Annotated in this window: 31 protein-coding genes; 15 read left to right on the top strand and 16 right to left on the bottom strand. The window is 56.8% G+C overall.

Features of this window, described 5'->3' with window-relative positions; genetic code table 11:
- Positions 1-191 precede the first annotated feature (191 nt).
- Entirely contained in the window at positions 192-2840 is a 2649-nt protein-coding gene (locus ACR0LX_RS08070) for an AsmA family protein (RefSeq protein ID WP_480783260.1), read from the bottom strand.
- A 422-nt stretch (positions 2841-3262) separates the two neighbouring features.
- Here ACR0LX_RS08070 and ACR0LX_RS08075 point away from each other — a divergent pair, with 422 nt between their 5' ends.
- The 4 genes from ACR0LX_RS08075 (at position 3263) to ACR0LX_RS08090 (ending at position 6857) form a co-directional block, all read left to right on the top strand.
- Complete coding sequence (locus tag ACR0LX_RS08075) at positions 3263-3535, top strand: potassium channel family protein (RefSeq protein ID WP_480578803.1); 273 nt, start codon at positions 3263-3265, stop codon at positions 3533-3535.
- 181 nt (positions 3536-3716) lie between these two features.
- A complete protein-coding gene (locus ACR0LX_RS08080) occupies positions 3717-4796 on the top strand; it encodes an AI-2E family transporter (RefSeq protein ID WP_480783261.1) in 1080 nt (359 codons plus the stop codon).
- On the top strand, positions 4793-5857 hold the full coding sequence (locus ACR0LX_RS08085) for an HlyD family secretion protein (RefSeq protein WP_480578807.1): 1065 nt from the start codon (positions 4793-4795) through the stop codon (positions 5855-5857). Before ACR0LX_RS08080 ends, ACR0LX_RS08085 begins: the two co-directional genes overlap by 4 nt.
- Positions 5847-6857: a DUF2955 domain-containing protein gene (locus ACR0LX_RS08090; protein ID WP_480783262.1), complete on the top strand. Its 1011-nt coding sequence runs from the start codon at positions 5847-5849 to the stop codon at positions 6855-6857. The genes ACR0LX_RS08085 and ACR0LX_RS08090 overlap by 11 nt, the downstream gene beginning before the upstream one ends.
- Positions 6858-7151: 294 nt before the next feature.
- Here the strand turns inward: ACR0LX_RS08090 and ACR0LX_RS08095 are convergent, their stop codons facing one another.
- On the bottom strand, positions 7152-7421 hold the full coding sequence (locus ACR0LX_RS08095; protein WP_480572333.1) for a DUF2312 domain-containing protein: 270 nt from the start codon (positions 7419-7421) through the stop codon (positions 7152-7154).
- Positions 7422-7577: 156 nt separating this feature from the next.
- On the opposite strand from ACR0LX_RS08095, the gene ACR0LX_RS08100 reads away from it, so the two are divergent.
- Positions 7578-7796, top strand: a complete 219-nt coding sequence (locus ACR0LX_RS08100) for a hypothetical protein (RefSeq protein ID WP_480783263.1) — start codon at positions 7578-7580, stop codon at positions 7794-7796.
- Between the two features lie 9 nt (positions 7797-7805).
- On the opposite strand, the gene ACR0LX_RS08105 is transcribed toward ACR0LX_RS08100, so the two are convergent.
- Positions 7806-8021, bottom strand: a complete 216-nt coding sequence (locus ACR0LX_RS08105; RefSeq protein ID WP_480572327.1) for a hypothetical protein — start codon at positions 8019-8021, stop codon at positions 7806-7808.
- A 240-nt stretch (positions 8022-8261) separates the two neighbouring features.
- On the opposite strand from ACR0LX_RS08105, the gene ACR0LX_RS08110 reads away from it, so the two are divergent.
- Genes ACR0LX_RS08110 through ACR0LX_RS08125 form a run of 4 tightly spaced genes read left to right on the top strand, consistent with a single transcriptional unit; the run spans position 8262 to position 10453 of the window.
- The gene (locus ACR0LX_RS08110; protein WP_480783264.1) at positions 8262-9125 is read left to right on the top strand and encodes an MBL fold metallo-hydrolase; all 864 of its coding nucleotides are present in this window, start codon (positions 8262-8264) and stop codon (positions 9123-9125) included.
- A 27-nt stretch (positions 9126-9152) separates the two neighbouring features.
- Complete coding sequence (locus ACR0LX_RS08115; protein WP_480783265.1) at positions 9153-9581, top strand: YeeE/YedE family protein; 429 nt, start codon at positions 9153-9155, stop codon at positions 9579-9581.
- Positions 9581-10012 carry a DUF6691 family protein gene (locus ACR0LX_RS08120; protein WP_480783266.1) on the top strand — a complete coding sequence of 144 codons (432 nt, stop codon included), beginning with the start codon at positions 9581-9583 and terminating at the stop codon, positions 10010-10012. The genes ACR0LX_RS08115 and ACR0LX_RS08120 overlap by 1 nt, the downstream gene beginning before the upstream one ends.
- A 9-nt stretch (positions 10013-10021) precedes the next feature.
- Entirely contained in the window at positions 10022-10453 is a 432-nt protein-coding gene (locus ACR0LX_RS08125) for a protein tyrosine phosphatase family protein (protein WP_480783267.1), read from the top strand.
- Between the two features lie 81 nt (positions 10454-10534).
- Here the strand turns inward: ACR0LX_RS08125 and ACR0LX_RS08130 are convergent, their stop codons facing one another.
- The 5 genes from ACR0LX_RS08130 to ACR0LX_RS08150 all read right to left on the bottom strand — a co-directional run bounded on the left by ACR0LX_RS08130 (position 10535) and on the right by ACR0LX_RS08150 (position 16430).
- A complete protein-coding gene (locus ACR0LX_RS08130) occupies positions 10535-11626 on the bottom strand; it encodes a FliM/FliN family flagellar motor C-terminal domain-containing protein (RefSeq protein ID WP_480783268.1) in 1092 nt (363 codons plus the stop codon).
- Between the two features lie 78 nt (positions 11627-11704).
- The gene (locus ACR0LX_RS08135; RefSeq protein ID WP_480783269.1) at positions 11705-14386 is read right to left on the bottom strand and encodes an ATP-binding protein; all 2682 of its coding nucleotides are present in this window, start codon (positions 14384-14386) and stop codon (positions 11705-11707) included.
- Complete coding sequence (locus ACR0LX_RS08140) at positions 14374-14682, bottom strand: hypothetical protein (RefSeq protein WP_480783270.1); 309 nt, start codon at positions 14680-14682, stop codon at positions 14374-14376. The genes ACR0LX_RS08135 and ACR0LX_RS08140 overlap by 13 nt, the downstream gene beginning before the upstream one ends.
- Positions 14679-15059: a response regulator transcription factor gene (locus ACR0LX_RS08145; protein WP_480783271.1), complete on the bottom strand. Its 381-nt coding sequence runs from the start codon at positions 15057-15059 to the stop codon at positions 14679-14681. Before ACR0LX_RS08145 ends, ACR0LX_RS08140 begins: the two co-directional genes overlap by 4 nt.
- A gap of 78 nt (positions 15060-15137) precedes the next feature.
- Positions 15138-16430: a helix-turn-helix domain-containing protein gene (locus tag ACR0LX_RS08150; RefSeq protein ID WP_480783272.1), complete on the bottom strand. Its 1293-nt coding sequence runs from the start codon at positions 16428-16430 to the stop codon at positions 15138-15140.
- Positions 16431-16606: 176 nt separating this feature from the next.
- On the opposite strand from ACR0LX_RS08150, the gene ACR0LX_RS08155 reads away from it, so the two are divergent.
- The 4 genes from ACR0LX_RS08155 to aat all read left to right on the top strand — a co-directional run bounded on the left by ACR0LX_RS08155 (position 16607) and on the right by aat (position 19823).
- A complete protein-coding gene (locus ACR0LX_RS08155) occupies positions 16607-17143 on the top strand; it encodes a helix-turn-helix transcriptional regulator (protein WP_480572297.1) in 537 nt (178 codons plus the stop codon).
- A gap of 151 nt (positions 17144-17294) precedes the next feature.
- Positions 17295-17792: an acetyl-CoA carboxylase biotin carboxyl carrier protein gene (gene accB / locus ACR0LX_RS08160; RefSeq protein WP_480572294.1), complete on the top strand. Its 498-nt coding sequence runs from the start codon at positions 17295-17297 to the stop codon at positions 17790-17792.
- 9 nt (positions 17793-17801) lie between these two features.
- The gene (gene accC, locus ACR0LX_RS08165; protein WP_480783273.1) at positions 17802-19151 is read left to right on the top strand and encodes an acetyl-CoA carboxylase biotin carboxylase subunit; all 1350 of its coding nucleotides are present in this window, start codon (positions 17802-17804) and stop codon (positions 19149-19151) included.
- Positions 19152-19190: 39 nt separating this feature from the next.
- Complete coding sequence (gene aat, locus ACR0LX_RS08170) at positions 19191-19823, top strand: leucyl/phenylalanyl-tRNA--protein transferase (RefSeq protein ID WP_480783274.1); 633 nt, start codon at positions 19191-19193, stop codon at positions 19821-19823.
- On the opposite strand, the gene ACR0LX_RS08175 is transcribed toward aat, so the two are convergent.
- The 6 genes from ACR0LX_RS08175 to ACR0LX_RS08200 all read right to left on the bottom strand — a co-directional run bounded on the left by ACR0LX_RS08175 (position 19787) and on the right by ACR0LX_RS08200 (position 23680).
- Complete coding sequence (locus tag ACR0LX_RS08175; protein WP_480783275.1) at positions 19787-20146, bottom strand: DUF2155 domain-containing protein; 360 nt, start codon at positions 20144-20146, stop codon at positions 19787-19789. The two genes, aat and ACR0LX_RS08175, sit on opposite strands and share 37 nt — an antisense overlap.
- Positions 20143-20595 (bottom strand): outer membrane lipid asymmetry maintenance protein MlaD, encoded by a 453-nt coding sequence (gene mlaD / locus ACR0LX_RS08180; protein ID WP_480572283.1) that lies wholly within the window; start codon positions 20593-20595, stop codon positions 20143-20145. Before mlaD ends, ACR0LX_RS08175 begins: the two co-directional genes overlap by 4 nt.
- Before the next feature lie 12 nt (positions 20596-20607).
- Entirely contained in the window at positions 20608-20991 is a 384-nt protein-coding gene (locus tag ACR0LX_RS08185) for an NADH:ubiquinone oxidoreductase subunit NDUFA12 (RefSeq protein ID WP_480572281.1), read from the bottom strand.
- Positions 20992-21069: 78 nt separating this feature from the next.
- Positions 21070-21432: a RidA family protein gene (locus tag ACR0LX_RS08190; RefSeq protein ID WP_480783276.1), complete on the bottom strand. Its 363-nt coding sequence runs from the start codon at positions 21430-21432 to the stop codon at positions 21070-21072.
- A 215-nt stretch (positions 21433-21647) separates the two neighbouring features.
- A complete protein-coding gene (gene clpX / locus ACR0LX_RS08195; RefSeq protein WP_170717036.1) occupies positions 21648-22913 on the bottom strand; it encodes an ATP-dependent Clp protease ATP-binding subunit ClpX in 1266 nt (421 codons plus the stop codon).
- A 134-nt stretch (positions 22914-23047) separates the two neighbouring features.
- The gene (locus tag ACR0LX_RS08200) at positions 23048-23680 is read right to left on the bottom strand and encodes an ATP-dependent Clp protease proteolytic subunit (protein WP_480572276.1); all 633 of its coding nucleotides are present in this window, start codon (positions 23678-23680) and stop codon (positions 23048-23050) included.
- 354 nt (positions 23681-24034) lie between these two features.
- On the opposite strand from ACR0LX_RS08200, the gene ACR0LX_RS08205 reads away from it, so the two are divergent.
- Positions 24035-24376 (top strand): ArsR/SmtB family transcription factor, encoded by a 342-nt coding sequence (locus tag ACR0LX_RS08205; protein WP_480783277.1) that lies wholly within the window; start codon positions 24035-24037, stop codon positions 24374-24376.
- A gap of 99 nt (positions 24377-24475) precedes the next feature.
- Complete coding sequence (locus tag ACR0LX_RS08210; protein WP_480572270.1) at positions 24476-24613, top strand: entericidin A/B family lipoprotein; 138 nt, start codon at positions 24476-24478, stop codon at positions 24611-24613.
- A 206-nt stretch (positions 24614-24819) separates the two neighbouring features.
- Here ACR0LX_RS08210 and ACR0LX_RS08215 read toward each other — a convergent pair whose 3' ends face one another.
- Both ACR0LX_RS08215 and ACR0LX_RS08220 read right to left on the bottom strand, forming a co-directional pair.
- On the bottom strand, positions 24820-25266 hold the full coding sequence (locus tag ACR0LX_RS08215) for a hypothetical protein (protein WP_480783278.1): 447 nt from the start codon (positions 25264-25266) through the stop codon (positions 24820-24822).
- Positions 25267-25358: 92 nt separating this feature from the next.
- Complete coding sequence (locus ACR0LX_RS08220; protein ID WP_480783279.1) at positions 25359-25679, bottom strand: hypothetical protein; 321 nt, start codon at positions 25677-25679, stop codon at positions 25359-25361.
- Positions 25680-25757: the final 78 nt, after the last annotated feature.

Here is a 25757-nt window from a genome sequence, read left to right on the forward strand (position 1 = left end):
GCAAAGGGTGCATTAGCTTAACACGAGCTCGCAAAGTGTTCGCGGTCACGTCAAAGCTGTCTATCCTGCAAATCGTGATGTGTAGTGTTCAGAAAATTGTCGAGAGAAAACCCAAATCAAATATCGCTTCTAAGAAACGATGTCATCCTTTATGAACTTTAATGATGTTCTTGTTTTGACCGCCTCTGCCACTATTGCAGTTGTAGTATATCCGGAACGCATAGCTTTCTTTTTTCCGGCATTTTGTCCGCACCATCCGATCGTTTCAGTCGTCGCGGACCGTCTTTGACCTTTATCTTCGGCTTAGCTAGCGGGCCCTTTAAGGTCACTGGCCAGGGGCTTTTCGAAAGAGGTTCGCCAATCTTGCGGGGCTGTAGATTCAGATCCAAAACCTTGCCCGCCACATTAACACCGCCGAAGACGACAACTTGGACATGATCTGTTTCCAATGTGGTTTGTTTCGTCGAAATGCTCCCATTGGAAATACTGATCGGCGCGCGCAAACACACGATTGGTGCAACCTTTTGTTTCTTCTTGGTAAATACCCAAGGTAGCACCCCCAACCCTGCCAGATCCAAAAGCTGGGTCTCGATCGAGCCATCGCGCATTGAAACCGTGGCATTGCCGTTCATGCTGTTGGCAAAATGCTTGGCTGAATCGGTTCCTCCGGTCACAGAAAAATCTGCATAGATCGTACCGCTTGCGCCCTTTTTGAAATTCAGGCTGTGAAGAATTTCATCCAGCTGCCAGCCCCCTGCTTTGCCGGTCAACGTGAGTAGATGCGCATCATTCGATAGATCCATTTGCCCGCTGACGTCGAAATGAGCACCTCCGTATTCGAACTTCAAAGGTCCGGCCCTGAGTTCGTTTTCGTCGAGCGTCAGTTCACTTTGCAAACTGCTGATACCTTTGGCCCCCTCGATATGCCGAAGATCAATATCAACATCCATATCCATCCCGGACAGAAGAATTGAACGCCCGATAGGTTTCAGTGTCACATCTCTTAGAGGACCAGTTGCATCGGCTTCTTGAGTGACGTCTTCCTCGTTGGAATCCGATCCGCCTATCTTTCGCAATTGGGCGGCGGCCTGAACGATGGTCCGGATCTGATCTATCTTTATCAGATCACTCTCTATCGAGCCCCGCAGCACAGGAGCATCAGTCGCATCATCGAGATCGGCCACAATTTGCAGGGCAGAGTCGGCGATTTCGACATTGGCGCTTGCGTTCCAATCCGTGCCTTCGCTAATGAGGTCGATTGCAAAGCGCGCCTGTCCGGTTTCCACACGTTCAAGCAATAGGGCTTCTAGCAAATCCGCTCCGGATGGGACTTCGACATCAATTGCCAAATTTAAGTTCTCGAATTTGAGTACATCTTTGACGGTGCCATGAACCTTGAGGTTCCAAAGTTTCGTATCGCTTGTCTGGCCATCCAGATTCGTCAGCGTCAGCTGATTGATGTCGCCGTTCAAATGAAAGTCGCCGGAAAACCTGCCGAGTTGATCATCCGGTCCCAGCAGCTCTGGCGAGATCAAGCTGCTTGCTGGAATATCCATCAACCCTTCGGCCGATATGCCTTGCAATTGCAACGCATCTTCGACCGAACCATTTAAAACGATAAATGGATCTGCCGGGTTCCCAATTCTCAAGTTGATGTTCCCAACTCGCAACGCGCCTTGGGGTGTTCTGGAAAGCTCGGAAAACTTGATCGGGGGCGGCCCTTCACCAGAGGTGTCCAATGTGAAACCGTTGGTTTTGATGACCATTTGCCGCTGCGGAATCTGCCCGGGCACGCTGTCGATAACCATATCAACTGCGATAAGCTTTAGATCATACCGCGATGCGGCTGGGGCCGGTTCAGCATCTTCTGAGTACAACCGAATGCGGGTTGTGAGCGACACGTCTTCCGGGTTCCCCAACTCTCCGATTTGCCCTGTCAACGAAAGACTTTGCCCACCTTCCAATTCAGTCAATACCGCCAGGTCATCAATTCGGGCTACGCCGTCGACCGATTTGAATGTTGCACCAATACTCCCTGACCCCTCGAGAACTCGGTTGAGCTTCAGGATATCAAGAAGCTGGCCAAGTTCGGAAACTTCCAGGGTTGTCTTCACTTGTAGCCCGTTCTCTTGAGGGACTTCCTCTGCGGCAATCGCGATCTGTTGAAAGTTCACCGCTACCTGGAACGGGTCTTCCGAAGGGAAGCTTGCGCTCAGATCAAACGTCTCTCCGTTTAGCGAACCGGTCCCAGCCGCGGTTGCAATATCGGTTTCGGTGTCGCGTTTCAAAAGCAGCTCAGCAAGTTGCAGATCCAACACAAGCCCGTTTAGGTCATTTTGGTAAAGAACCGAGATATCGGTCAGGTCAATTTTATGATCCGTCAGATTTCCAGCCACATGCAAATTTGGAGGTTTAGCAGAATCCCCTGCTTTAGCCCCCGTCGGGGAAATGGGCTGCCAGTTTCCGACGCCGTCCTTGTCCGTAATCAGGTTGAGATGAACACCCGAGAGAGAAAGGTCACTCAGCGACAGTTTACTGTTCCAGAGGTCACGGGCAGAAACTTTGAACTCAAGTTCGTCGATTGCCGCCAGATCAGCGTTATCTCTCTGCGAACCGGGCAGTACCAGCCCTGCCGCAGATACCTGCAATTGCTGGCCAAGGCCCAGTCGTACTTCATTTTCTATAACGACGTCCTGTCCAAGTTTCTTGGAGATCAGATTTTCGACGAAATTGGTCCTTAATGAGGAGAACAATGCAGAGGACAAAAAGAGCCAAGCCGCAATGGCAGCGACAAGCGCGACAGCGCAACAGACCATTAGACCTCTTGTTAGGTATCGCACGCTATACTCCTAAAGTTCAGATTCACTTCCTGGTCAGCCTAGACCATTAAAGCATTATGTTAGTCGATTATATGCCCCGTCGTTTTCCTGAACTTGAACCATCTCGGCGGTACAACTGATATCTCTCGCTGATTGGGTCGAAATGCGAAGAAACGGAAAAGACAACCTTTCGCTCTAGGCTGTTGTTCCCCGTTTCAAGACAGCTGACCATAAGCAGGTGTTGCTAACCGAAGACGTAAGCACTGTTTGAGCTTTGAGGGCCGCGAAACGACGCGTCGTCGGAACCAATCGCCGCGACGTTCGTTCGATTTCACACAACAATCCAATTACTGTTATATATGAATTCTTCGAAAGATGAGGACACGATGAACTCGCTAACCAGAATAACACGTGGGATAGGCGTCGCTTTCAAGGACGCCAGAGTGAAAGGCCTTCTTGCTTTTACGGTCGGAATGATATTTTGGGCCTCGGTCTTTTATCACTTTGTCGAAGGTTGGAGTTGGCTCGACTCAATCTACTTTTCAGTGGTGACAATTTCGACCGTTGGCTTTGGCGACTTCTCACCTGAAACTGCGGCAGGTAAGATCTTTACAATGGTTTACATCATTGTAGGCCTCGGCGTCTTCGTGACTGCAGCGACTACTGTGGCAGACACAATCTTGTCGCAAGATGACGACAAAAAAGCGGACAAGTAGATTGCGCCCATTTTTGCCGTTCGGCGTGAATGTGCGGGCATCAACTTGACCGGGCACCTCAAGATTAGGTCCGGATTTAATTGTGTCTTCAAGTTGATAGATGGCCGTTCGCAGTTCAAAAATATATACATATTACGTTTCTTGAGTGTAATGTTCAGAAAACGAATGGTGGAGGGATAGAATGGAAAAGACCCAGGACGCGAAGATTGTCGATCTCGCGATACGATTGCTCTTTCTCGGATTATTCCTCTACAGCGCCCTGGTCATGGTGGCCCCGCTTGCAAGCGTCGTCATCTGGGCAACGATCCTTTGCGTCGCGCTTTACCCGGCATTTGATTGGCTGCAATCCAAGCTCGGAGGACGAAAGAAGCTTGCGGCGACTATCTTGGTATTGTTGGGCCTTGTGCTGACACTGGGGCCAGTCGCAACCGCAGTGTCTGGTGCTGCCGAACTCGGGTCCGAATTTGCGGAACAGGCGGACAAGGGCGAGCTGAAAATTCCACCCGCGCCCGAGGGTATCAAGGAATTGCCACTGATCGGAAGCAAGATTGCCGATGTGTGGGGCTTGTTTGAGCGGAACCTGGATGGTGCGCTTGCAAAATACGGTGCGCAAATCTTGGAGATTACAAAGTCGCTTTTCGGCAAAGTGCTAGGGATTGGTATTGGACTACTGGGTCTTGCGCTTTCAGTCTTGATTATGGGTGCATTGTTCAGCCCCGGGCCAAACCTGGTTCAAGGCCTCCAGCGCTTTGCCAACCGTGTTTTCGCACCCCGAGGCGGCGAGTTTGTAACTCTGGCCGGTGCCACGATCCGCAATGTGACAAAAGGCGTGATCGGAGTGGCTGCCATTCAGGCGGTCGTCGTTTGGCTCTTGTTGGTGCTGTTCGGGATCAACTCGGCCGCCACGCTCGCTTTCATCTGTCTGATCCTTTCAATTATCCAAATCGGACCCGGCTTGGTTCTTTTGCCCGTGATCATCTACGCCTGGAGTTCAATGTCCGGCGGAACTGCGTTGATATTCACCATACTGGCTGTCCCGGTCACAATAATGGACAGCTTCTTGCGGCCTGTGTTCATCTCAAAAGGACTTGAGACGCCCATGCTAGTGATCCTCATCGGGGTTCTTGGAGGCATGATGGCCTACGGATTGATTGGAATTTTCATGGGGCCGGTTTTGTTCGCCGTCTTCTATGAATTGTTCAAGGTCTGGATTGACGTTTCACCAGACGCCGAAGGCACCGCTGAAGGAGCGGTAAAATGAGGAAAACGATTTGGTCGACACTGGCCGTCATTCTCATCTTTCTGATCTGGTATTTGGTTGCGGACCGAAAAACACCGTTTACTGGAAACGCCAGAGTGAAGGCTGTGGCGACCCAGATCGTCCCCCAGGTGACCGGTACTGTGACCGAAGTTCTGGTCGAGAATGGTCAGGTCGTTTCCGCCGGGGATGTCCTTGTCCGGATCGATGCGCGCCCCTACGAGATTCAGCGCGACAAGGCAGAAGCTGACCTCGAAGCTGCCACTCAAGAAGTGGGTGCATCCTCGGCAGAGGTAAGAGCGGCACAAGCCAAATTAGCAAGGGCCGAGAGCGATCTTGATACGATGCGCATCCAGACTGAACGCGTTTTTGCGCTCGAAAAGAAAGGGCTGATTGCCGTCTCAAAGGCCGATGATGCCAGAGGGCAACTGGCAGAGTCCGAGGCGAACTATGAGAACGCAAAAGCGGATCTGGAAAAAGCAAAGCAGCGGCTTGGTGAAGATGGGATTGAAAACCCGAAAATCCAGCGCGCGTTGGCGGCCTTGGCGGATGCGGAACTGAACCTTGAATGGACCGAACTGCGTGCTCCGGCGACAGGTGTGATCTCTAATCTGTTAATAGCCCCCGGAACGTATGCGCGATCCGGCCAGGATCTGTTGACGTTTCTGGATGCTACTGATGTCTGGATCGAGGCGTATTTTACAGAAAACAACCTGGGACGAGCCTCGGTGGGGTCTCCGGTAGATGTCGTGTTGGATATGCATCCCGGTCAAATCATTCCGGGCGTTATTGAGAGCTTTAGCGCTGCAGTGTCTTTGAGCGGCGGTGATGAGCCGGGGCAATTGGCGAGCCCACCAAGCACCAAGGGATTTTTGCGCGAGCCGGAAAGGTTTCCGGTCAGGATTGTTCTACCCGGCTATGAAGCGGGAAGTACCGAAGATGATCTTCGCTTTCAACTGAACGGGCAGGCCGATGTGATTATGTATCTTAGTGACAATTCGTTGCTGAATCTTGTCGGCCGCACTTACATCCGGGTGGTTTCAATTCTGTCCTATGCGTACTGACGACAAACATTCGATCACCCGGCTTGCGCTGGGTGTCACTGGCGTCTTTTCCTTGGGTTTGTTTCTTGGATGGCCGCTTGCTGTCGTCGGAGCAGTGTTCACTGCTCTTTTTCTTCAAGCGCCTGCTGCATTGCCTTTGGCGGCATTCGGTAAGCTGTTTGTCTTTTCAATTGGATTGATGTTCATTTCATTCCTGGTGTCGTCAATCTTCTCACCCTATCCTCTTGTGTTCCTCATCCTCGTGGCCATTGGAATAATCCTCTCTTTCATGTGGTCAGTTTCCGGTGCCGGAGTATTGCCGGGTGTCATTGCCCTAATGGGGGCGTTGATGATTCCGAACCTAGTTCTGCAATCACAGGATCTGGCTCTGGTGCTCGTGTATTGGATACCGTTGAACCTGCTTTTCGCCGGGTTCGTCTCGACACTGATGTTCTTGCTGATACCTGCTGAACCTCAGTCGGCAACCCAGAAGAAGGCCGCAACGTCGCCGGATTTCGACCCACATCGCCGCATAGTCAGAATGTCCCTTGTCACAGTTCCGTTTGCTATCGCGTTCTTTGTTTCCGGCGCGTCTGCGTTACTGGTTCTGTTCTTTGTCGCCCTACTGAGTCAGCAGCTTGCGGCGATGCCCTCTGCGGGTAAAACGGTTGCCAAAGCCATGCTGACGGCAAACCTCCTTGGGGCGGCAGTCTCTATCATATGCTATGAAATAAACGTAATAGCTCCGGTTATTCTGACGCCCATTCTGCTGTGTTTTTTCTTTTGTCTTGCACTTGGCGTGCTTGGGAAATCTCATGTCCCGCTCGCCGCTGCCGCCGGCTCTGCCATAACAACGGCATTGATCGTATATGGCGGGTCGGTTGCGCCGTTTTCAGACGAAGCTGACGTCAAGAGCATCACTCGAGTATTGCAAGTTGCCAGCGCCGCTTTCTTTGTAATCATCGCATATGTCGTGGTGGACGAATTCTGGCCGGAAAAAAAGCGCCAGTTGGCGCAATGAAGTTAGTTGCGACATGCATAGACGCCCAAAACGCGAGAGATAATCTTGGTCGGCCTATAGCATCCTTCGGGTACTGGCATGTATTCGGACTTTTGTGCGGCCTTTGAATTTGCCGCTGGCCCGGCAAAACACTCCGACACATAACAAGTAACTGAGCAGCCAGCCAGATCTGCGATACTTGAAGTCTTCGCCCTGTCTGGCTGCGCTTTGTTTCTCTTCTTGGTAAGCGACGCACCTGCAAACATTTCGCCGTCAGCAGCATGCCCGAAGTATCGCTCTAACTAAGAATCGTTTTTAGGTCATACCCAAGGCTTCTTTATACATTTCGATAACGGCCTCTTGCTCGGCAATGTCATCTTTGTCGCGTTTTCTCAGCGAGATAATGCTGCGCAGGGCCTTCACGTCGTAGCCGCGCGCTTTACTCTCGGAATAGACTTCCTTGATCTGGTCCGCGATGTCCTTCTTCTCCAGTTCCAAACGCTCAATACGCTCGACAAACTGGCGCAATTCGCCTGCGGTCACGCGGTAATTTGCGGCGGCCTGATCTTCGGTGATGTCTTCCATCTGCGTCTCTCCCAAGGCTGAAATACGATGCGGGCAAGTTGCCCGGATACATCGCCGTTGCACGGGGCGCAAGCGCGCAATCGCGCCGCCGGGCTTGTGCCGCTGGAAGCGATCCGTTAAGCGCGGTGCACGTTCTGTTTGTGTCCGTGGGGAAGCATGTTCGACATTATCGTCTGGGGCGGAGCCGCCCTGTCGCTGGCCGGGCTGGTCGGTCTTGTCTGGTGCATCCTGCGCGTGATGAAGGCGCGCAAAGCCGGGTTGTCGGATGATGAACTGCGCGCCACGGTACAAGGTGTTCTACCCTGGAACATGGCGTCCTTGTTCTTGTCTGTTCTGGGGCTGATGCTGGTCATCCTTGGCATATCCTTCGGATGACCAACCTGTTCAGACGGGCATATTGTCGAACTGAGCCTCAATCGCGTCTTCGTAAAGCGCCGCATCCAGCTGACGCAGACGCGAGGGGACCTGAACGCCACGGGCGCGCATGGCACCGATAACCTGGCTGACGTTTGGTTGCAGGGCCAGACGCGTATCCATACAAGCACCCTTCAGCTTTCGTTCAAGCTTTTCCGCCTCAAAATAGAGATCCTGAGCTGTCATCTGCTTCCTCCCAATTGGTGCTACAGTGCCAGATATAGGTAACGGGATTAAGACCATCATGCGGTTTCATGAATGTCTCATAATTTCGCGGGTTGTGCGGCGGGAAATCGCCAATGTCTTGCGCTTTGGTTAAACGTTACGCAAGATTTGTTCCAAATGCCATGACCTATATCAATTCACGGATTGGAAATCCCTTCATATTCCATTATTGATATATGTAATCGCCTGGCGGAGGATACCATGACACCCAAAGTGACAGCTTTCTTTGACGAACAGACCTTCACCGTTTCTTACGTGGCACAGGAACCGCAAGGCACTGCCTGCGCGATCATCGACAGCGTGCTGGACTTCGATCACGCCTCGGGGCGCACCGGAACTCAGGCTGCTGATCAGATCATTGCCCATGTCAAAGAAAGCGGTTTGAGCGTGCAGTGGATTCTGGAAAGCCACGTACACGCCGACCATCTCAGCGCCGCGCCCTACCTTCAGCAGGAACTGGGCGGGAAGATCGGGATCGGCGCAAACATCGTTCAGATTCAGGACACGTTCGGCAAAGTCTTTAACGAAGGCACCGAGTTTCAACGCGATGGCAGCCAGTTCGACGCACTGTTTGCCGAGGGCGACAGCTTTCACATCGGGCAGATGCGCGGGGATGTGCTGCATACTCCGGGGCATACGCCGGCTTGTCTGACCTATGTAATCGGAGATGCCGCATTTGTCGGAGACACGCTGTTCATGCCTGATTTCGGCACCGCACGTTGCGATTTTCCGGGTGGATCATCGGCAATGCTGTTTGAATCAATTCAGAAAATCCTGTCCTTGCCAGACGAAACCCGAATCTTTGTCGGCCATGACTACAAGGCCCCGGGACGCGACGAATATGCGTGGGAGACGACGGTTGGCGAACAAAAGGCGCTCAATGTCCACATCGGTCAGGGTCGCAGCATCGAAGAGTTCGTCGAAATGCGTGATGCGCGCGATGCGACGCTGGCGATGCCGCGCCTGATCTTGCCCTCGCTGCAAGTAAACATGCGGGCCGGTCAGATGCCGCCAACGGACGAACATGGCGACGTTATGCTGAAAATTCCCGTCAACAAGCTGTGACGGGCACACCAACCAAAGGACATCAACATGCATGCAGAATGGATCTGGGGCCTGATCGGTGGCTTGCTGATCGGATGTGGTGCTGCAATTTTCCTGTTGGGCAATGGGCGCATCATGGGCGCAAGCGGAATTCTGGGCGGTCTGTTTGAGCGTGGCCCGCGCGACCTCCGACTTGAGCGTCTTGTCTTTGTCGCCGGTCTGATCGGGATGCCACTGTTGCTGCGCCCGCTGATCGCGCCCGATGTGCAGACGAACCTGACAAGTAACATCTCGGTCGTGATCGCAGCCGGTCTGCTGGTGGGCGTTGGGACCCGCATCGCAAATGGATGCACATCGGGGCATGGCGTTTGTGGGATCTCTCGCTTTTCGATGCGCGGAATTGTGGCGACTGTGGTTTACATCATCGCCGGTGCTTTGACCTTGGCTCTGGTGCGGCACGTCTGGGGGGTGATCTGATGCGCGGGCTGATCGCATTTTTGGCTGGATCGCTGTTTGGAACCGGCCTTTTGATATCGGGCATGACAAACACCCGAAAGGTCCAGGGATGGCTGGATATCTTCGGCGACTGGGACCCAACGCTTGCCTTCGTAATGGCGGGCGCGATTGCGCCAATGCTGCTGGCGTGGCGATTGACGCGCGGCCGGGCGCCCGTGGCCGGTGGGCAATTCCCTGCCCCACCGGCAACCGCGATTGACCGGCGACTGGTTGTGGGATCGGTAATGTTCGGCATGGGCTGGGCATTGGCCGGGCTGTGCCCCGGCCCGGCGATGGCGTCGCTGAGCTATGGCGGCGTCAATGGATTGGTGTTTTTCGTCACGATGGTGGCGGGCATGCTGGCAGCCCCAACTCTGGGCGCACAACTGGACAGAGCGGCAAACGCGCCCTAATCAATTGCCATGGAGATTCGCTCGATTACACCCCGCTATGCCGTCTCGCCTCAGATCACGGTCGAAGACGTGCCAGCCATCGCCGAGGCAGGTTTTGTCAAGGTGATCTGCAACCGCCCCAACGTCGAAGTCCCGTTTGACATGCAATCGGACGCAATCGGCGAGGCGGTTCGTGCCGCAGGGATGGAATATGAGGTTCTGGAATTGACGCATCAGACCATGACGCCGGAAAACGTGGCGCGTCAAAGAGATCTGGCCGAAAGCTGCGCCGGACCGGTTTTGGCATATTGCGCCTCGGGGACAAGATGCTCGGTGGTCTGGGCGTTGGGTCAATGCGAGCAGATGAGTGCCGACGAAATTCTGGACGCCACCGGGAAAGCCGGATACGCGCTGGACAACCTGCGCCCCGCATTGGAACAACTCAGTAATTCGCAAGACTAGCGCGCTTGGCTGTCCTGCGAAGGGTGTCAATTCAAGCTTTTAGTCCTATGACTTCAACCGAAGTAGCCCTCTCAGACAGGATCAGCTCTCTTCGTCCAGGTCGCTCAGGCCAGCCAATTGGGAAATTTCAGCGACCATCTGTTCAGAATTGGCCGGTCTTATTTGAGGGTCGTCCACGATGACAGGATCGCTCTGCCGCTGCGTGGCAACGTCTGTTTGCGGCGGCGTCACGTCGATATGGGTATCGGTCGCGCTTGGACCCGGTGCATTCTCCATGAAGACATGCTGAGTTGGATCCGAAAGCGCAGGCAATGAGATCTGTTCGTTGATGCGAACAGCCCGCATTCCGCCGCATTGGCCCAACCGTCCGATCGCCGTGCGCGTGCCATCAATGGTGGTGACCTCAGTCCGGTCCAACCGTGCGCCCGTCAAGGGCAGCACGTCCCCCACCTGCAACTCGGACAATCTGGCAAGCGGCAGTGAAATCCGGCAGGTCACACTGTGCAATTCAGCCCGGATTACACCCGCTGCCTGTTCAAGACAGGGACCTTGCGCAACGCTGTCCACTTCTGCGGCCCGGTCGGCATCGGGCAACACCGGAAGCAGCACGCAAACCCGTCCTTGCCGCGCGCCCCCCGCAAGCTCGGCGGTCAGATCATAGGCCCGATAGCTGTCATCGATCAGCGCCAGACCCAGCGAACGGACATCGGGAACCCGAGACGCAAAAGTCAGGCCCGACAGGCTGCTCAGGTCCTCGACCCCGTCAACCAGCGTCTGCGCGACCGCAAGAAAACCTTTGATCAAGGGAATTGTCATGGCCGTGTCGGTATCGGTGAAAGACCGCGTTTCCGGAGGGTCCGCAGTGACGTCACCGATTGTTTGGAACTGCACGATAGCCGAAACAAAACCCGGATCCAGACAGATACCGGCGGCGCCGTGTTCAGAGGCAAAAACCAAAAGCAGCCAATCATCCGTGATCACGCCGTTCAGGTCAGTCGGCGTACGCGTCGCCTGTTTCGCGCCAATCACTGCAAGGGGCAAGTTCATGCGCTGCGCAGCCGCACGCGCCAAAGCAAGACGAAACGCCCGCAGAATCGAGCGCCCATTGGAGGCCGCGCCCTCCTGCCCTGCCGAAAGTTTGCGCGCCAAAGCGGCATTGAGCTGCTGGTTCATGGCATCGAATCGCCGTTTCTTCCTGTTCCGAAGATCGGTTTAGCGCGACCAAAGTTACGATTGTCTTTATGTCCCGCGTTATTGCGCTGCCTGCCGGAAGGCCAAAGGTAGGCTGACGCGGAAACCTGCGCCGCCCTGACCGGACAAATAGGTGATATCCCCACCCAGCCGCTGCATGATCTCGCGGCAGATGGCCAACCCCAGCCCCGCGCCACCAGCTTTTTCCGACCCGACCCGGGCGAATTTCTCGAAAATCAGCGATTGGGCCTCAGGCGGGATACCGCTGCCATTATCGGCAAAATCTATGACCACCTGCCCGCCGACATCATGGGTCGAGATGGTCAGAACGGGTTCGGTCGCGTCACAGTATTTCTGCGCATTCGAAATGAGGTTGATAAAGACCTGTCCCAGCCGGTCGAGATCGGTATGCAACTGGATACGCTCGGCCGCATGAGACCGCCGCACCTCCAGGGCGCCTTCGCCGCCTGCCAGAGCGCTGGACACGGCGCGATCGAGAACGGACCGCAAGCTGCCATCGCCCATGTTCAGGCTGACCTGTCCGCTTTCCAGAACACTCAGGTCCAGCAGATCGTCCAGCACACGGGTCAGGCGCAACGCTTCGTCGTGGATGATCGCAGCATAGCGAATCTGCTCGTCCGCACTCAGGTCGTCCGTATCGCGCATGATCTCGGAAAAGGCGCGGATCGAGGTCATAGGTGTGCGCAATTCGTGACTGACCTGACCAAGAAAATCGTCTTTTTGCGCAGACACCTGTGTCAGTTTCGTATTCGCCTCTCGCAATTTGCGCGCGGTGCGGGTCAGCTCGGCCGATTTCTCCTCCAACTGGCTGGAATATTCCAACAGATGCGCAGATTCATCGGCAACGGCCAGCAGATCTTCGACCGACACCGACGATCCGCCAACGATCTGCCCGATCATCGCATGAGCAGTTGCGGCCCCGACCGAGCCGCTCAACTCGCGTTCAAGCCGTTGCAGAAAACCCGGCGTTGGCTCAGGCAATCGCCCGGGTCGTCCGTTTTGTCGTTCTACTTCGGCCTGAAAAAACTCCTGCGCCGGCACAGTACCCAGTATGCGCTGGGTCATGATCATCAAATCCTCGCTTTGCGCAACCGATCCGGTCCAACCTTGCGGCGCGACCGAATGGTCAAAGACATTGACGAATTGGGCCCCCTGCAACCTTTCCAGCGGGCTTGGAAAGCTCAGCAGAGAGGCGACGCAGAACCCGATCGTGTTCAGCAACAGCGACCACATTACGGAATGGACCATCGGATCGATTCCTTCGATCCCGAACAAGGCCTGCGGCCGCAGGAACCCCCAGCCAAAGGGGCCGTTTTCAATGACCGAAATCGGAATGATCCCGCCACCCATACCGGGCAACAGCAATGTGTAAATCCAGAGCCCGAAGCCGATGCTCAAGCCCACCAACGCGCCCGTCCGCGTTGCTCCGCGCCAGAACAGCCCACCCACAAGCGCGGGCAGGATCTGGGAAATCCCGGCGAATGCCACCAACCCGATGGACGCAAGCGCCGCGCCGCCCCCCGAAAGCCGGAAATAGAAGTACCCCAACGCCATGATCGCCGCGATCGACACCCGTCGCGCCATCAGAACAATCGTACGGACATCGCCTGAAACCGAGGCCGAGCCTTCTTGTGTGTTCAGCCAGATCGGCATCACAACGTGGTTTGATACCATTGTCGACAGGGCCATGGCGGTCACGATCACCATCGACGTGGCCGAGGAAAAGCCACCTATGAAGGACAGCATCGCCAGCCAATCATTGCCCTGTGACAGCGGCACGGTCAGAACGAACAGGTCAGGGTTCGCACCCTCGGGCAACAGGTCCAGACCAATGACGGCAATCGGCACTACAAACAGGCTCATCAGCAGCAGGTACAGCGGAAATGCCCATGCGGCGGTGCGCAAATGGCTTTCGTCGTCGTTTTCGACCACCATGACCTGAAACATGCGCGGCAGACAGATGAAGGCAGCGGCAGACAAGAACGTGAATGTCGTCCAGCGGCTTGCATCCACGTTCCACCGCCCGATGGCCGAGTTGTCGATGCGGTTCATCATCGGCTCGATCCCGCCCGCGATGCCCCAGACGACGAAGACACCAACTGCCAAAAGCGCAAACAGCTTGACCACTGCCTCGAGTGCGATCGCGGTTACAACGCCGTGGTGTCGCTCGTTCGCGTCCAGGTTCCGGGTTCCGAACAGGATGGCAAACACCGCCAGGCCGGTCGCGACCCAGAACACGCTGGAGCCCTCGCGATACAGCCCCGTTGGGTCCGCTTCGGCAAAGATCGAAAACGAAAGTGTGATCGATTGCAGTTGCAGTGCGATATAAGGCGTGCCCCCGACCACGGCCAGGATCGTGACACAGATCGCCAGCGTGTTGGACTTGCCATAGCGCGACGAAATCAGGTCAGCGATCGAGGTGACACGCTGGCTGCGCCCGACCCGGACCAGCTTGCGCAGTCCCCACCACCAGCCGACCATGACCAGCGTCGGGCCCAGGTAGATCGTTACAAACTCCAACCCCGACCGCGCCGCGTTGCCAACCGCGCCATAGAACGTCCAGGCGGTGCAATAGATCGACAGCGAGAGCGTATAGATCAGCGGCGACCGCAACCATTTTCCCCGCCCAGCCGCCGCAAGGCGGTCCGCTGCAAAGGCAACGCCAAACAGCAGCACCACATAGCCCAGACACACCAGTATCAGGACGTTCAGCGTCGCCATTCGCCCGCCTCCGGCTCATCCTTTTCGCGCGCAGCAAGACGTCTTGCGGCGATGCCGAACACGACGCTGATCAGGATCAGTATGCCCCAGCAGGCGAATATATAGAGAATTGCCGCCGATAGCGGTACGCCCCCGGCGCCGCTGCTGTCGTCCGGCCAAAGCAAGGGCAAAGCAATCATCGCCGCCCCCAAGAGCGGTAATAGCCGCGCGGCATCCATCAGTCTGCGCCGGCGATAGCTTTGTCTTTCCAGAAACAGCGAAGGCCTGCGTCGCCTGCCTTCGTCTGGCGCGGTCATTGCCGTGACGCCTGCGCGTGCAGGTCTCGCACTGCTGTCAGCACCTCGGCGTTGGAAAAGGGCTTGGTCATGAACCGGCTTACACCGGCCTGTTCGGCCATTTCCCGATCGCGGGACTGGCCGCGGGCGGTCAGCATCAAAACGGGCAGCGACCGCATTTCACTGAGCTCACGCAGGTCACGCAATATGTCCATTCCGCTTTTGCCCGGCAGCATCACGTCCAGAATCACCAGATCCGGTTGAGCGGCCAAAATAGCCTGAACAGCATCCGTGCCCTCGGCATGGGTTTCGACCTGCCATCCCTCGCGGGTCAGCAAGAACCGGATTGCCTCGGTGATATTGGGCTCATCCTCGATCAGCAGAACCTTACGGCTCATATTTCTACGTCCTCCCCATGACAGATCGCGCGAAGGGCGTGCTGTCGAGGGCAGATTAAGCGCTGCGCCGGGGAACTGTCAAAAGCCTTCGCTCAGGATCGATGGCTCGCGTCGCGCGGTGCAATCGGACTTTGGGCAGATACGACAGTTGGTGCCCACCTGGGTCGCCTCGTCAGACGATGGCGCTGCCCCATCAACAGGGATCACCAGCATCACCGACCGGTAAACCGGGTCGGCATCAAACCGGTCGACCGTCTGCGGCCAGGCGATGGCATAGCAGTCGAACACCGCCGCGGTCCGGCCTAGCTGCACGACCCGTTTGCGCGTCGGAACCAATGGCCGGTTCAGCGCGGTAAACACCGGCCAATGTGGGCAGGTTTCACCGTGGCGCGGCAGTGCAAATCCAGGCAGCGGCCTGTAGAACAGGACGCCCCCTGATGCGTCGCAGGTTACAAGTCCCACCGGCCGGGGCAGTACGCCCTGGGGAAACGCAGCAAGGCGGCGCAGCATTGTCGGCAGATCGACGGCAAAATGATGGGCCAGTCCCAGCGGGTCAAATCCCATGCGATCAATCGCGACCTTCAAATCGCTCAACGGCAGTGCCTTTGCATCAGCGACATAAAGCCCAAGCAAGTCCGCAGCGACCGATCGGGACGCCGCACCCAATTCGGGCATCGGAATATTCTGGACACCGTCCCCATCCTCAAGTTCGGGAAAGTGGAACCCTCTTTCGGCAAAGAACGCCTCGACCGCGTCCATCGGGGTGCCACGCAGATCACCCTGCCCCTCGCTGTCATCCAGATAAGTCACCAACGCTTTGGAGCTTTCGGCCAACCGCTCTGCATCCTGATGCAGATTGCGGTGAAAGCGATCGCGCCACTCGGCCTCGATATCACCGGGCTCGGCAAGAATTGCGGCGGTGGACCGGATGGCAGCAGCCGTTGACAGCACTTCGTGCATCGACGCGGCAAGATGGGGGTCGTGGGTCAGGCGGTCCGACAAAGTTTCGACCGTGCGTTCAAGTGAAACCACACGACGATGCATCTGCGCCAGAACGCCCGACCAACCAGGAAACCGCCCGGCGAATTCCTCGAGCCCGTCCAGTTCCGCCTGTTGCCCAACCGCGTCCGCCGCGGCCTCGCGCAGCGCCGAGATCAGCGTCTCCTCAAGGCCTTGCGTCAGTAACGAGGGCTCGACCGACAGCGCCGCAGCGATATCCACCAAAAGCTTGCCGCCAATCCGGCGGCGATTGTGCTCGATGAGGTTCAGATACGATGCTGAAATTCCCACCTGCCGCGCCAGTTCGGCCTGACGCAAACCGCAGATTTGACGCCTTTCGCGGATACGACTGCCGGTCAGAGTGTCTCTCATCGCTACCGAACCTTAGTGTAACTCAAGGTGATTATCAGGAATTCCCTGTGATTTTTGCGTGTTGGCCAGCAATTTTCAACGCAAATTTACAACGTTAACAACAACTGCCACGCAAGCATCAAACCTTTTGCCTGCCGCCCCTTCTCATTAACAGCAATACGCGTCACGATAGGTATATGAGTGACCCCGCCTTCGAATATGCACCCATCGGTCTGGTCGAGCTGGAAAACCGGATCATACGCCGTTGCAATCTGCAATTTGCGCGCACTTTCGGTGGCGACGAAACCGAATACCGAAACATGCCGTTACTGCATCTGTACCCCTCGGTCGCAGATTGGGAACGCATCGGCGCACGCAGCCTTCAGGTCATGCGCGACACGGGCTATTATTCGGATGAAAGGGTGATGCGGCGGCGCAGCGGCGATCTGTTCTGGTGCCGCGCCCGGGGTCGGTCACTGACACCGGACGATCCGTTTCGGCACGGCATTTGGAGCTTTTCCGACATCTCGGAAGAACGCCCACTGGTCGAGTTGACCGCACGCGAACGTCAAGTGGCGATCATGTCCTGCCGAGGACTGTCCGCCAAGGAAATCGGCGCGGAACTCGGGCTGAGTTATCGCACAATCGAAGCCTACCGCGCCCGCTTGCTGGAAAAATTCGGCGCCCGCAAACTGCCGGAATTGGTGGCCAAGCTGTCAGGAATGCCACTGTGACCAAAACCTGGCATCCTGCAGGGGCAGAACCCTTTGCTTTTCATGGCCAGACTGCGCTTTTCATGGCCGTTCGCATGGCTTATAACGCTGCCTAATCAGACCAAAGCCCGCGCGAAACAGACGGGACAAAGGGGAACCTTCGAGGACACTCATGACAGATACCAAACACGAAGCGGATGTCGCGTTCATCAAGGCACTGGCCGAATTGCTGCGCGAAAACGATCTGACCGAGTTGCAGGTCAAACGGGAATACGGCGATGATGACAGCCTGAATGTGCGCGTCAGTCGCGCCGCGCAGACCGTGGCTGCTCCGGTTCAGGTTGCGGTTCCCGCTGCTGCCGCTCCGGCACCGGCGCCCGCTGCGGCCCCCGCAGCTGCCGAAGCGCCCGCCGCAATGGATGACCCGGCCAGCCACCCGGGCGCCGTGACCTCGCCGATGGTTGGTACCGTCTACATGCAGCCCGAGCCCGGCGCGCCTTCGTTCATCTCGGTCGGCGCATCCGTTTCCGAAGGCGACACGCTGCTGATCGTCGAAGCGATGAAGACCATGAACCACATCCACGCGCCCAAATCGGGCACCATCAAGCGCATTCTCGTCGGCGATGGCGACGCCGTGGAATTCGGCACCCCTCTGGTCATCATCGAGTAAGGCGGGCCCATGTTCGACAAGATCCTGATTGCCAACCGAGGCGAGATCGCCCTGCGCGTCATCCGCGCTGCGCGCGAGATGGGGATTAAGACGGTCGCCGTGCATTCGACCGCCGACAGCGACGCGATGCATGTGCGCATGGCGGACGAATCGGTCTGCATTGGCCCTCCGCCCAGCCCGCAAAGCTACCTTTCGGTGCCCGCGATCATTTCCGCCTGCGAAATCACCGGCGCGCAGGCGATCCACCCTGGCTATGGCTTTCTGTCCGAGAATGCCGAGTTCGTGCAGATCGTCGAAGACCACGACATCACATTTATCGGCCCCACCGCCGAACATATCCGCATCATGGGCGACAAGATCACCGCCAAGGACACGATGAAGGAACTGGGCGTGCCTTGTGTTCCGGGCTCGGATGGCGGCGTGCCTGATCTGGCAACGGCCAAAAAGATCGGTGAAGAATTCGGCTATCCCGTCATCATCAAGGCCACCGCAGGCGGCGGCGGTCGCGGCATGAAAGTCGCGATGAGCGCGGATGAGATGGAAAGCGCCTTCATGACCGCACGCGCCGAAGGCAAGGCCGCCTTTGGCAATGACGAGGTCTATATCGAAAAATACCTGACCACGCCGCGCCATATCGAGATTCAGGTTTTTGGCGACGGCAAGGGCAAGGCTGTGCATCTGGGTGAGCGTGACTGTTCACTGCAGCGCCGTCACCAGAAAGTATTCGAAGAGGCCCCCGGCCCCTGCATTACACCGGAAGAACGCGCCAAGATCGGTAAGGTCTGTGCCGACGCGGTCGCCAAAATCAACTATATCGGCGCGGGCACCATCGAGTTCCTGTACGAAAATGGCGAGTTCTATTTCATCGAAATGAACACGCGATTGCAGGTGGAACACCCGGTGACCGAAGGCATCTTTGGCGTGGACCTCGTTCGCGAACAGATCCGCGTCGCCGCCGGTGAGCCTATGTCGTTTGGTCAGGACGATCTTGAGATCAACGGCCACGCCATTGAGGTTCGCATCAACGCCGAAAAACTGCCCAACTTCTCGCCCTGTCCGGGCAAGATTTCAGCTTATCACGCGCCGGGCGGGCTGGGTGTGCGGATGGATTCAGCGCTTTATGATGGGTATTCGATCCCACCGTATTACGACTCGCTGATCGCCAAGCTGATTGTTCAGGGCCGCGACCGGGACGAAGCGCTTGCCCGGCTCGAGCGTGCATTGGGTGAATTGATCGTGGACGGTATCGATACCACGGTGCCGCTGTTCCATGCATTGCTACAGGAACCCGATCTGCACAACGGCGATTACAACATCCATTGGCTGGAGCGTTGGCTTGCGGAGAATATGGCCCAATAAGGTCTCGGGACCGAACCGTTCGGTCCCGACATATCCGACATGAGCCTTTCCCCCGAACTGCTGCTGCACGGCTATTCCATCGGCATCTTCCCGATGGCGGAACACCGCGACGACCCGGAACTATTCTGGGTCGATCCAAAATTTCGCGGTGTCTTTCCACTGGACGGCTTCCATATCTCGCGAAGCCTTGCGCGGCGCATCCGAAGTTGCGGTTTCACGATCACCATCAACCAGGACTTTGACGGTGTCGTGGATGGCTGTGCTGATCGGGCCGACACCTGGATCAACTTGGAACTGCGCCGGCTTTACCGATCGCTGCATCAGGGCGGTCAGGCACATTCGCTGGAAGTCTGGGAAGAAGACGCTCTCGTTGGCGGCGTTTATGGTGTGGCCCTTGGGGCTGCATTCTTTGGCGAAAGCATGTTTTCGCGCCGAAGGGATGCCTCGAAGATCGCGCTTGCCTATCTTGTGGACCGTTTGCGCAGGACCGGGTTTACTTTGTTTGACACCCAGTTTCTGACAGCGCATCTGGCGTCGCTGGGTGCCATCGAAATCCCACGGGCGGTTTATCAATCAGAGCTGAAAGACGCCCTTGATCTGAGCGCGGACTTCGGGGCCGAACTGTCCCAGGGTCCTCAGGGCGTGATACAGCGGATCACCCAAACATCATAACGAGCGTGATCCAGCGCGTTCAGAGCCGGAGATGTCGCGATCATCCAACCGTCAAAAAGCTGTTCGGATTTCCCCTGCTCCCAAACCGTCAGATAGGCGAACGCATCGCCAGTGGGGTTGTCGACCGGATACCGGCAATCCCCAAGCGCCACGTCCAGACCGAACACGTTCGCTGTCTCTCCGGACTGCACGTGAATATCCAGTGTCTGCCCGCTGACCTTGTCCAACCCGCGCAACATCGCGCCCGGCCCGGATTCCACCTTTTGCTGAGCAGAAGCTCCGGTCGCCATCAGACACAGGGCGAGCAACGCCGAACGGATCATTCGCTGCCGTCTCCGGCCACGAACTTCACCAGCAACGAGATCAGGCTGACCGCGCCTTGCGTATCCTCGACCTCATCCCCGGCCTCGAAGTAAAACGGTGACCCGCCGGGCATGACTTCGACAAAGTTGCCACCCAGCAATCCTTCGGAAGAGATCACAACAGCGCTGTCATCTGGAATCAAAATCCCATCCGCGACGGAAAAGCTGGTATCGGCGCGATACGTGTCGGGGTTTAGTTCGACCTGCGTGACCGTGCCGATCTTGACGCCTGCAAGCCGAACATCAGTGCCCACTCCGACGCCTTCCAGCGACCGGAACGACGCCCCCAGCTCGTATCCAGTGTGGCTTTGCGACAAGCCCGTGGATTGGCTTGCGTATACGCCAAACGCGACGGCACAGGCCAGAACGGCCCCGCCAACAAGGACTTCGGTCATATTATAGCTCGACATTCTTGGCCTCGTTTATTCCGGGCTCCAGGCCTCATAGTCCTTGCGCTTAACCGGGTCAGGGCGGCGCAACGATCCGGCTGGCGCATAGGCCAAAGCCGTACCTGTCAGGTTTTCTTGATGGGGCTTTTCCCAAGATTTGTGCGGCAGCGGCTTGTCGGTCGGAGGCTCGTCCCAGGTCCGGTGCAGCCATCCGTGCCAGTCAGGATCGATACGGCTTGCCTCGGCCTCGCCATTAAAAATCACCCAGCGCCTGCTGTCATCGGCAGTGCGGTAGAACACGTTGCCTTCGTCATCCTCGCCGACCTTGACACCTTTGCGCGCCGTAAAAATCTGCGTGTTCAGGGTCGCCCCATTCCACCAGGTCACGGCCCGCAAAAGAGAGTTCAGGATGCCCATCGGACGCCTCCTACGTTTCGGTCCCTGCAGATATGAACCAAAGGCGGGCCAAGGTCCAGTGTCACGTCACCGCAGCTGCTATTGCGGCAAAATGGCGGTGACTTCGATCTCGATCCGGTATCTCGGATCAATCAAACCGCATTCAATCATCGTCGCAGCCGGCGGGTTGGCCCCAAAGGTCTGTTCCAGGATCGGCCAGCAGGGCTCAAATTCGTTCCGGTCCGGCAGCATATAGGTCACGCGCACAACATCGGCAAAGCTTGCCCCTGCCTCGGCCAACGCCTTTTCAATCACGGTCAGGGCCGAACGGCATTGTTCTGCCGCATCTTTGCCCTGTCCAACCGTTCCGGCCACGTGAACCCAGCCCCCGGCAACAACCGCGCGGCAATAGCCGACTTTGGCTTCGAATTCTCCACCGGACGAAATGCGCCTAATTGTCATAGCAATCCCCGATTTTCAGCGTGGTTGTCACTCAGGTAGCGGCCCACAATTGCGTGGTTCTGCCTCGCGCTCCGGGATAATTGAGGCCAGACGAAGAACGGATCGCTTGAGTCATCTGTACATAAGTATCCAGCGGGGATCGCAGCTTGCACCGGTGGGGGCAGAACCCCCAACCTGACGATCATGTAAGAGAAACGGCCCCGTTGAATGCCTGATCATCCGGCCGAGGCTGATTCCGCCGCATCCGCGTAGATGATCAACGGTTGCGCCTCAGAGGTGACCGCTTCGAGGTTCACCATCACTTCGGTAACGTTCTTCAGTCCCGGCAATTCGAACATCGTGTCCAGCAGGATATCCTCAAGGATCGAACGCAGCCCGCGCGCGCCCGTCTTGCGTTCGATTGCCTTCTTGGCAATTGCTTTCAACGCATCGTCGGTAAAGGCAAGTTCCGCATCTTCCAACTCGAACAGGCGCTGGTATTGTTTGACCAGAGCGTTCTTGGGCTTGGTCAGGATGGTGACAAGCGCGTCTTCGTCCAGATCTTCCAGTGTCGCCAGAACTGGCAAACGGCCAACAAATTCCGGGATCAGGCCGAATTTTAGCAGGTCTTCGGGCTCAAGATCCTTGAATATCTCGCCAACGCCGCGCTCATCATTGTCGCGCACATCCGCGCCAAAACCCATGGCCGAACCCTTGCCGCGCTGCGCAATGATCTTGTCCAGCCCCGCAAAGGCACCGCCACAGATGAACAGGATATTCGTCGTGTCCACCTGCAGAAATTCTTGCTGCGGATGCTTGCGGCCACCCTGCGGTGGAACGCTGGCAACGGTGCCTTCCATCAGTTTCAGCAAGGCCTGCTGCACACCTTCACCCGACACGTCGCGGGTGATCGAGGGGTTCTCGGACTTGCGCGTGATCTTGTCGACCTCATCGATATAGACGATGCCGCGCTGAGCGCGCTCGACGTTGTATTCACTGGCCTGCAACAGTTTGAGGATGATGTTTTCCACATCTTCGCCCACGTAACCGGCTTCGGTCAGCGTTGTCGCATCGGCCATGGTGAACGGAACGTCCAGAATCCGGGCCAGTGTCTGCGCCAGCAATGTCTTACCGCACCCGGTTGGGCCAATCAGCAGGATATTGGACTTCGCCAACTCGATATCGCTGCCCGCTTTCTGGGCATGGTTCAGACGTTTGTAGTGGTTGTGGACCGCAACGGAAAGGACCCGTTTGGCCGTAGCCTGACCAATGACATAATCATCGAGCACTTCGCAGATATCCTTGGGCGTGGGCACACCGTCGGACGACTTCAGCCCGCTGGCCTTGGTCTCTTCCCGGATGATGTCCATACACAACTCAACGCATTCATCGCAAATGAATACGGTCGGCCCCGCGATCAGCTTGCGAACTTCGTGCTGGCTTTTGCCACAGAAGCTGCAATAGAGCGTGTTTTTGCCGTCACCGCCTGAATTCGTCGCCATGTTGTACCTTTCGGGCTCCGTCCCTGCGGCCCGCTCGGGGCCGCGCTTTCCGCCTGTTGATGCAGCTTAGGCCAGCGCCGTGGCAGCTACAATGTCAAAATCGCACCGCGAGCCTTCCGTACGCGGTTTCAAGGTCACGCGTCTTCGCCGTCCATTTTGGCGCGATTTTCAACGATTTCGTCGATATGGCCCCATTCTTTGGCTTCTTCCGGGCTCATGAAATTGTCACGGTCCAACGCTTTTTCAACTGCCTTTTTCGTCTGCCCTGTATGGCGCACATAGATGTCATACAGGCGATCTTTCAGCTTTTGCGTCTCGGCCGCGTGAATCATGATGTCGCTGGCCTGGCCCTGATAGCCACCGCTGGGCTGATGCACCATGATCCGGCTGTTCGGCAGCGAGAATCGCATGCCCGTCTCACCTCCGGCCAGCAAAACCGACCCCATCGAGGCTGCCTGACCGATTACCAATGTCGAACATTTCGGCTTGATGTACTGCATTGTGTCGTAAATCGACAAACCGCTGGTAACCACACCTCCGGGCGAGTTGATGTAGATCGAGATTTCCTTGTTCGGGTTTTCCGCCTCGAGATGCAGCAGCTGTGCCACAACCAGATGGCTCATCCCGTCGTGAATCGGGCCGTTGATGAAAATGATCCGCTCTTTCAGCAGACGCGAGAAAATGTCATACGCGCGCTCTCCTCGGCTGGTCTGTTCCACGACCATGGGGACGAGCGTATTCATGTAGGTGTCAACTGGATCGAACATACGGAACCTGCCTGTTTTGATATGGATCGGGACAATACCCGAAGAAGAGTTACCCGAGTCTTAGTGCCGCTGCCGGGGGGCTGCAAGGGGGGCCGAAACGATCGGTGCGTTCAGCGCAAAGGCCGAGACCTTGCCCGGGGTTGACCGCAAGCGCACCAGGCCGCCGCCTTCCCGGACACTCGGTCGATCCAGACCGTCAGAGATGATTCTTTCCGATTTTTCCCCTGATATCTTCACGTCATTTTGATGCATACATATGAAAATACATGATTGAATTATGTGGACAACGAAAAGGCAAGAATGCACAAGCGTGCTTCACCGATGCGTCGGTTAGGTAGATAAGGAACCGCAGGAATGGCACTTTCCCAATTTTCCAAAGAGATGGGGACCAAGGATTTGGACGACATGGTCGCCAATGCAACCCGCGCGTCGAACTTTCTGAAGGCGATCAGCCACGAAGGCCGTTTGATGATCCTCTGCCATCTTGTATCCGGCGAAAAATCCGTCACCGAGCTTGAGGAATTGCTGTCTGCCCGGCAGGCTGCGGTTTCGCAGCAATTATCGCGCTTGCGGCTCGAAGGACTGGTCACACCACGCCGCGAAGGCAAGGCGATCTACTACCGTCTGGCTGATGACAGACCGCGCAAGATCCTCGAAGTCGTCTACGAATTGTTCTGCGCCAAATCCGAGTCCTGAACCGGATATTCAACCCCTGATTTCACGACGTGCAAAACCTGTGGCTCCGCGCACTGAAAGCTGCTAGTCCATGCAGGACAAGCACTTATGGAGTTACTGATGATCCGTGCAATTCTGATCGGCCTGGCCCTGTTCACCCTGACCGCCTGCGAAACCGCAAAAGGGGCAGGCAAAGATATTGAAAAGGCCGGGGATGCTATCCAGGACGCAGCAACGGACGTTCAGGAAAACCTCTGACCTGAGACTGATCCGAACATAGCGGCTCAATCCGGGCCGGGCGGGCGCCGCGCGCCTTGTCTGCCCGGCCCGTCCCCTCCCTGCGGGGATTTTGGCTCCAAGTTTCTGAGAAGCGTTCCGGCCTGCCCGCGTTACCTACTACGCGCTGCCGCAGTCTTGGATCAACGGCAGTCTTACCCCCTACTTTCGAACCGGCCGGAAACGCTTCAGTTCACCTGACGTTCCAGAACGGTGCTGTAGGTCGTTCCGTTCCGCAGGCTACGGAAATCCGCGAAAATCTTGCCATCCTGATAGTGCGCATCGATCAGCGCATTGGCCCCGATCATCAGCGGAGAGGTCTCGACCAGCCCGATCTTGCCCGAGCCATCGAGGCTGATCGTGCCGGTGACCTCATATTCCTGCCACACATCGAAATCGTCGCTGCGCCACTTGCTGGGCCCCCAGAACACATTCTCCTGCTGTTGCTGAATGTCGATCACCCATTCCGCCTGATTAAAACGCGGCTGGTCGCCCTTGTAGTAATGGCTGGGCTGAACGGTGGTGTAACTGCCCACCCACGTACCCCGCAGGTCCGGCGTATCGGCCATCGCGGCGGTTCCAAGGGTCAGGCTGGTGGCCAGAGCGGCTGCTCCGGCAGTCATGAATCTGGTCATTGGCTCTCTCCGTCTGTCTGCTGAACAGATTGGGAGGGCGCGCGGCGGTTACAACTTACCTAAGGGAAACTTCATAAACCGGTAATGTTCTCTCAGGCCCAAGCGAGCGCGGTGCCAAGCAGCACAAGGCCAATCCCCGCGATTTCACGGTGTGAGAAATTCTCGCCAAACAGAAAGTATGAGGCGACGGCGATCAGAATGACCTCGGCCCCGAGAATGCCGGTATAGATGATGCCAAGACGCTCGTCGCGCAGCGCGGCGAGTTCCAGCGTCGCCCCGGCCAACAGAGTCGCGACGATCAGCAGGCCAAGCCCCACGCCGGGGAGTTTCCACCAGAACTTCATTGCGATCATGGCCACGGAATAGAGACCCGCCGACCCGAGGGCGATAATGGGGATCATGGATGTGGACATCTCGGCCTCCTGCTGAGGGTTCCGTTGGGTCAAGTGTAGCAGGTAGGCGGTGCTGGTGCTGTGAGGTGGGTCACAGAC

Source organism: Ruegeria sp. CH11 (assembly GCF_056537105.1).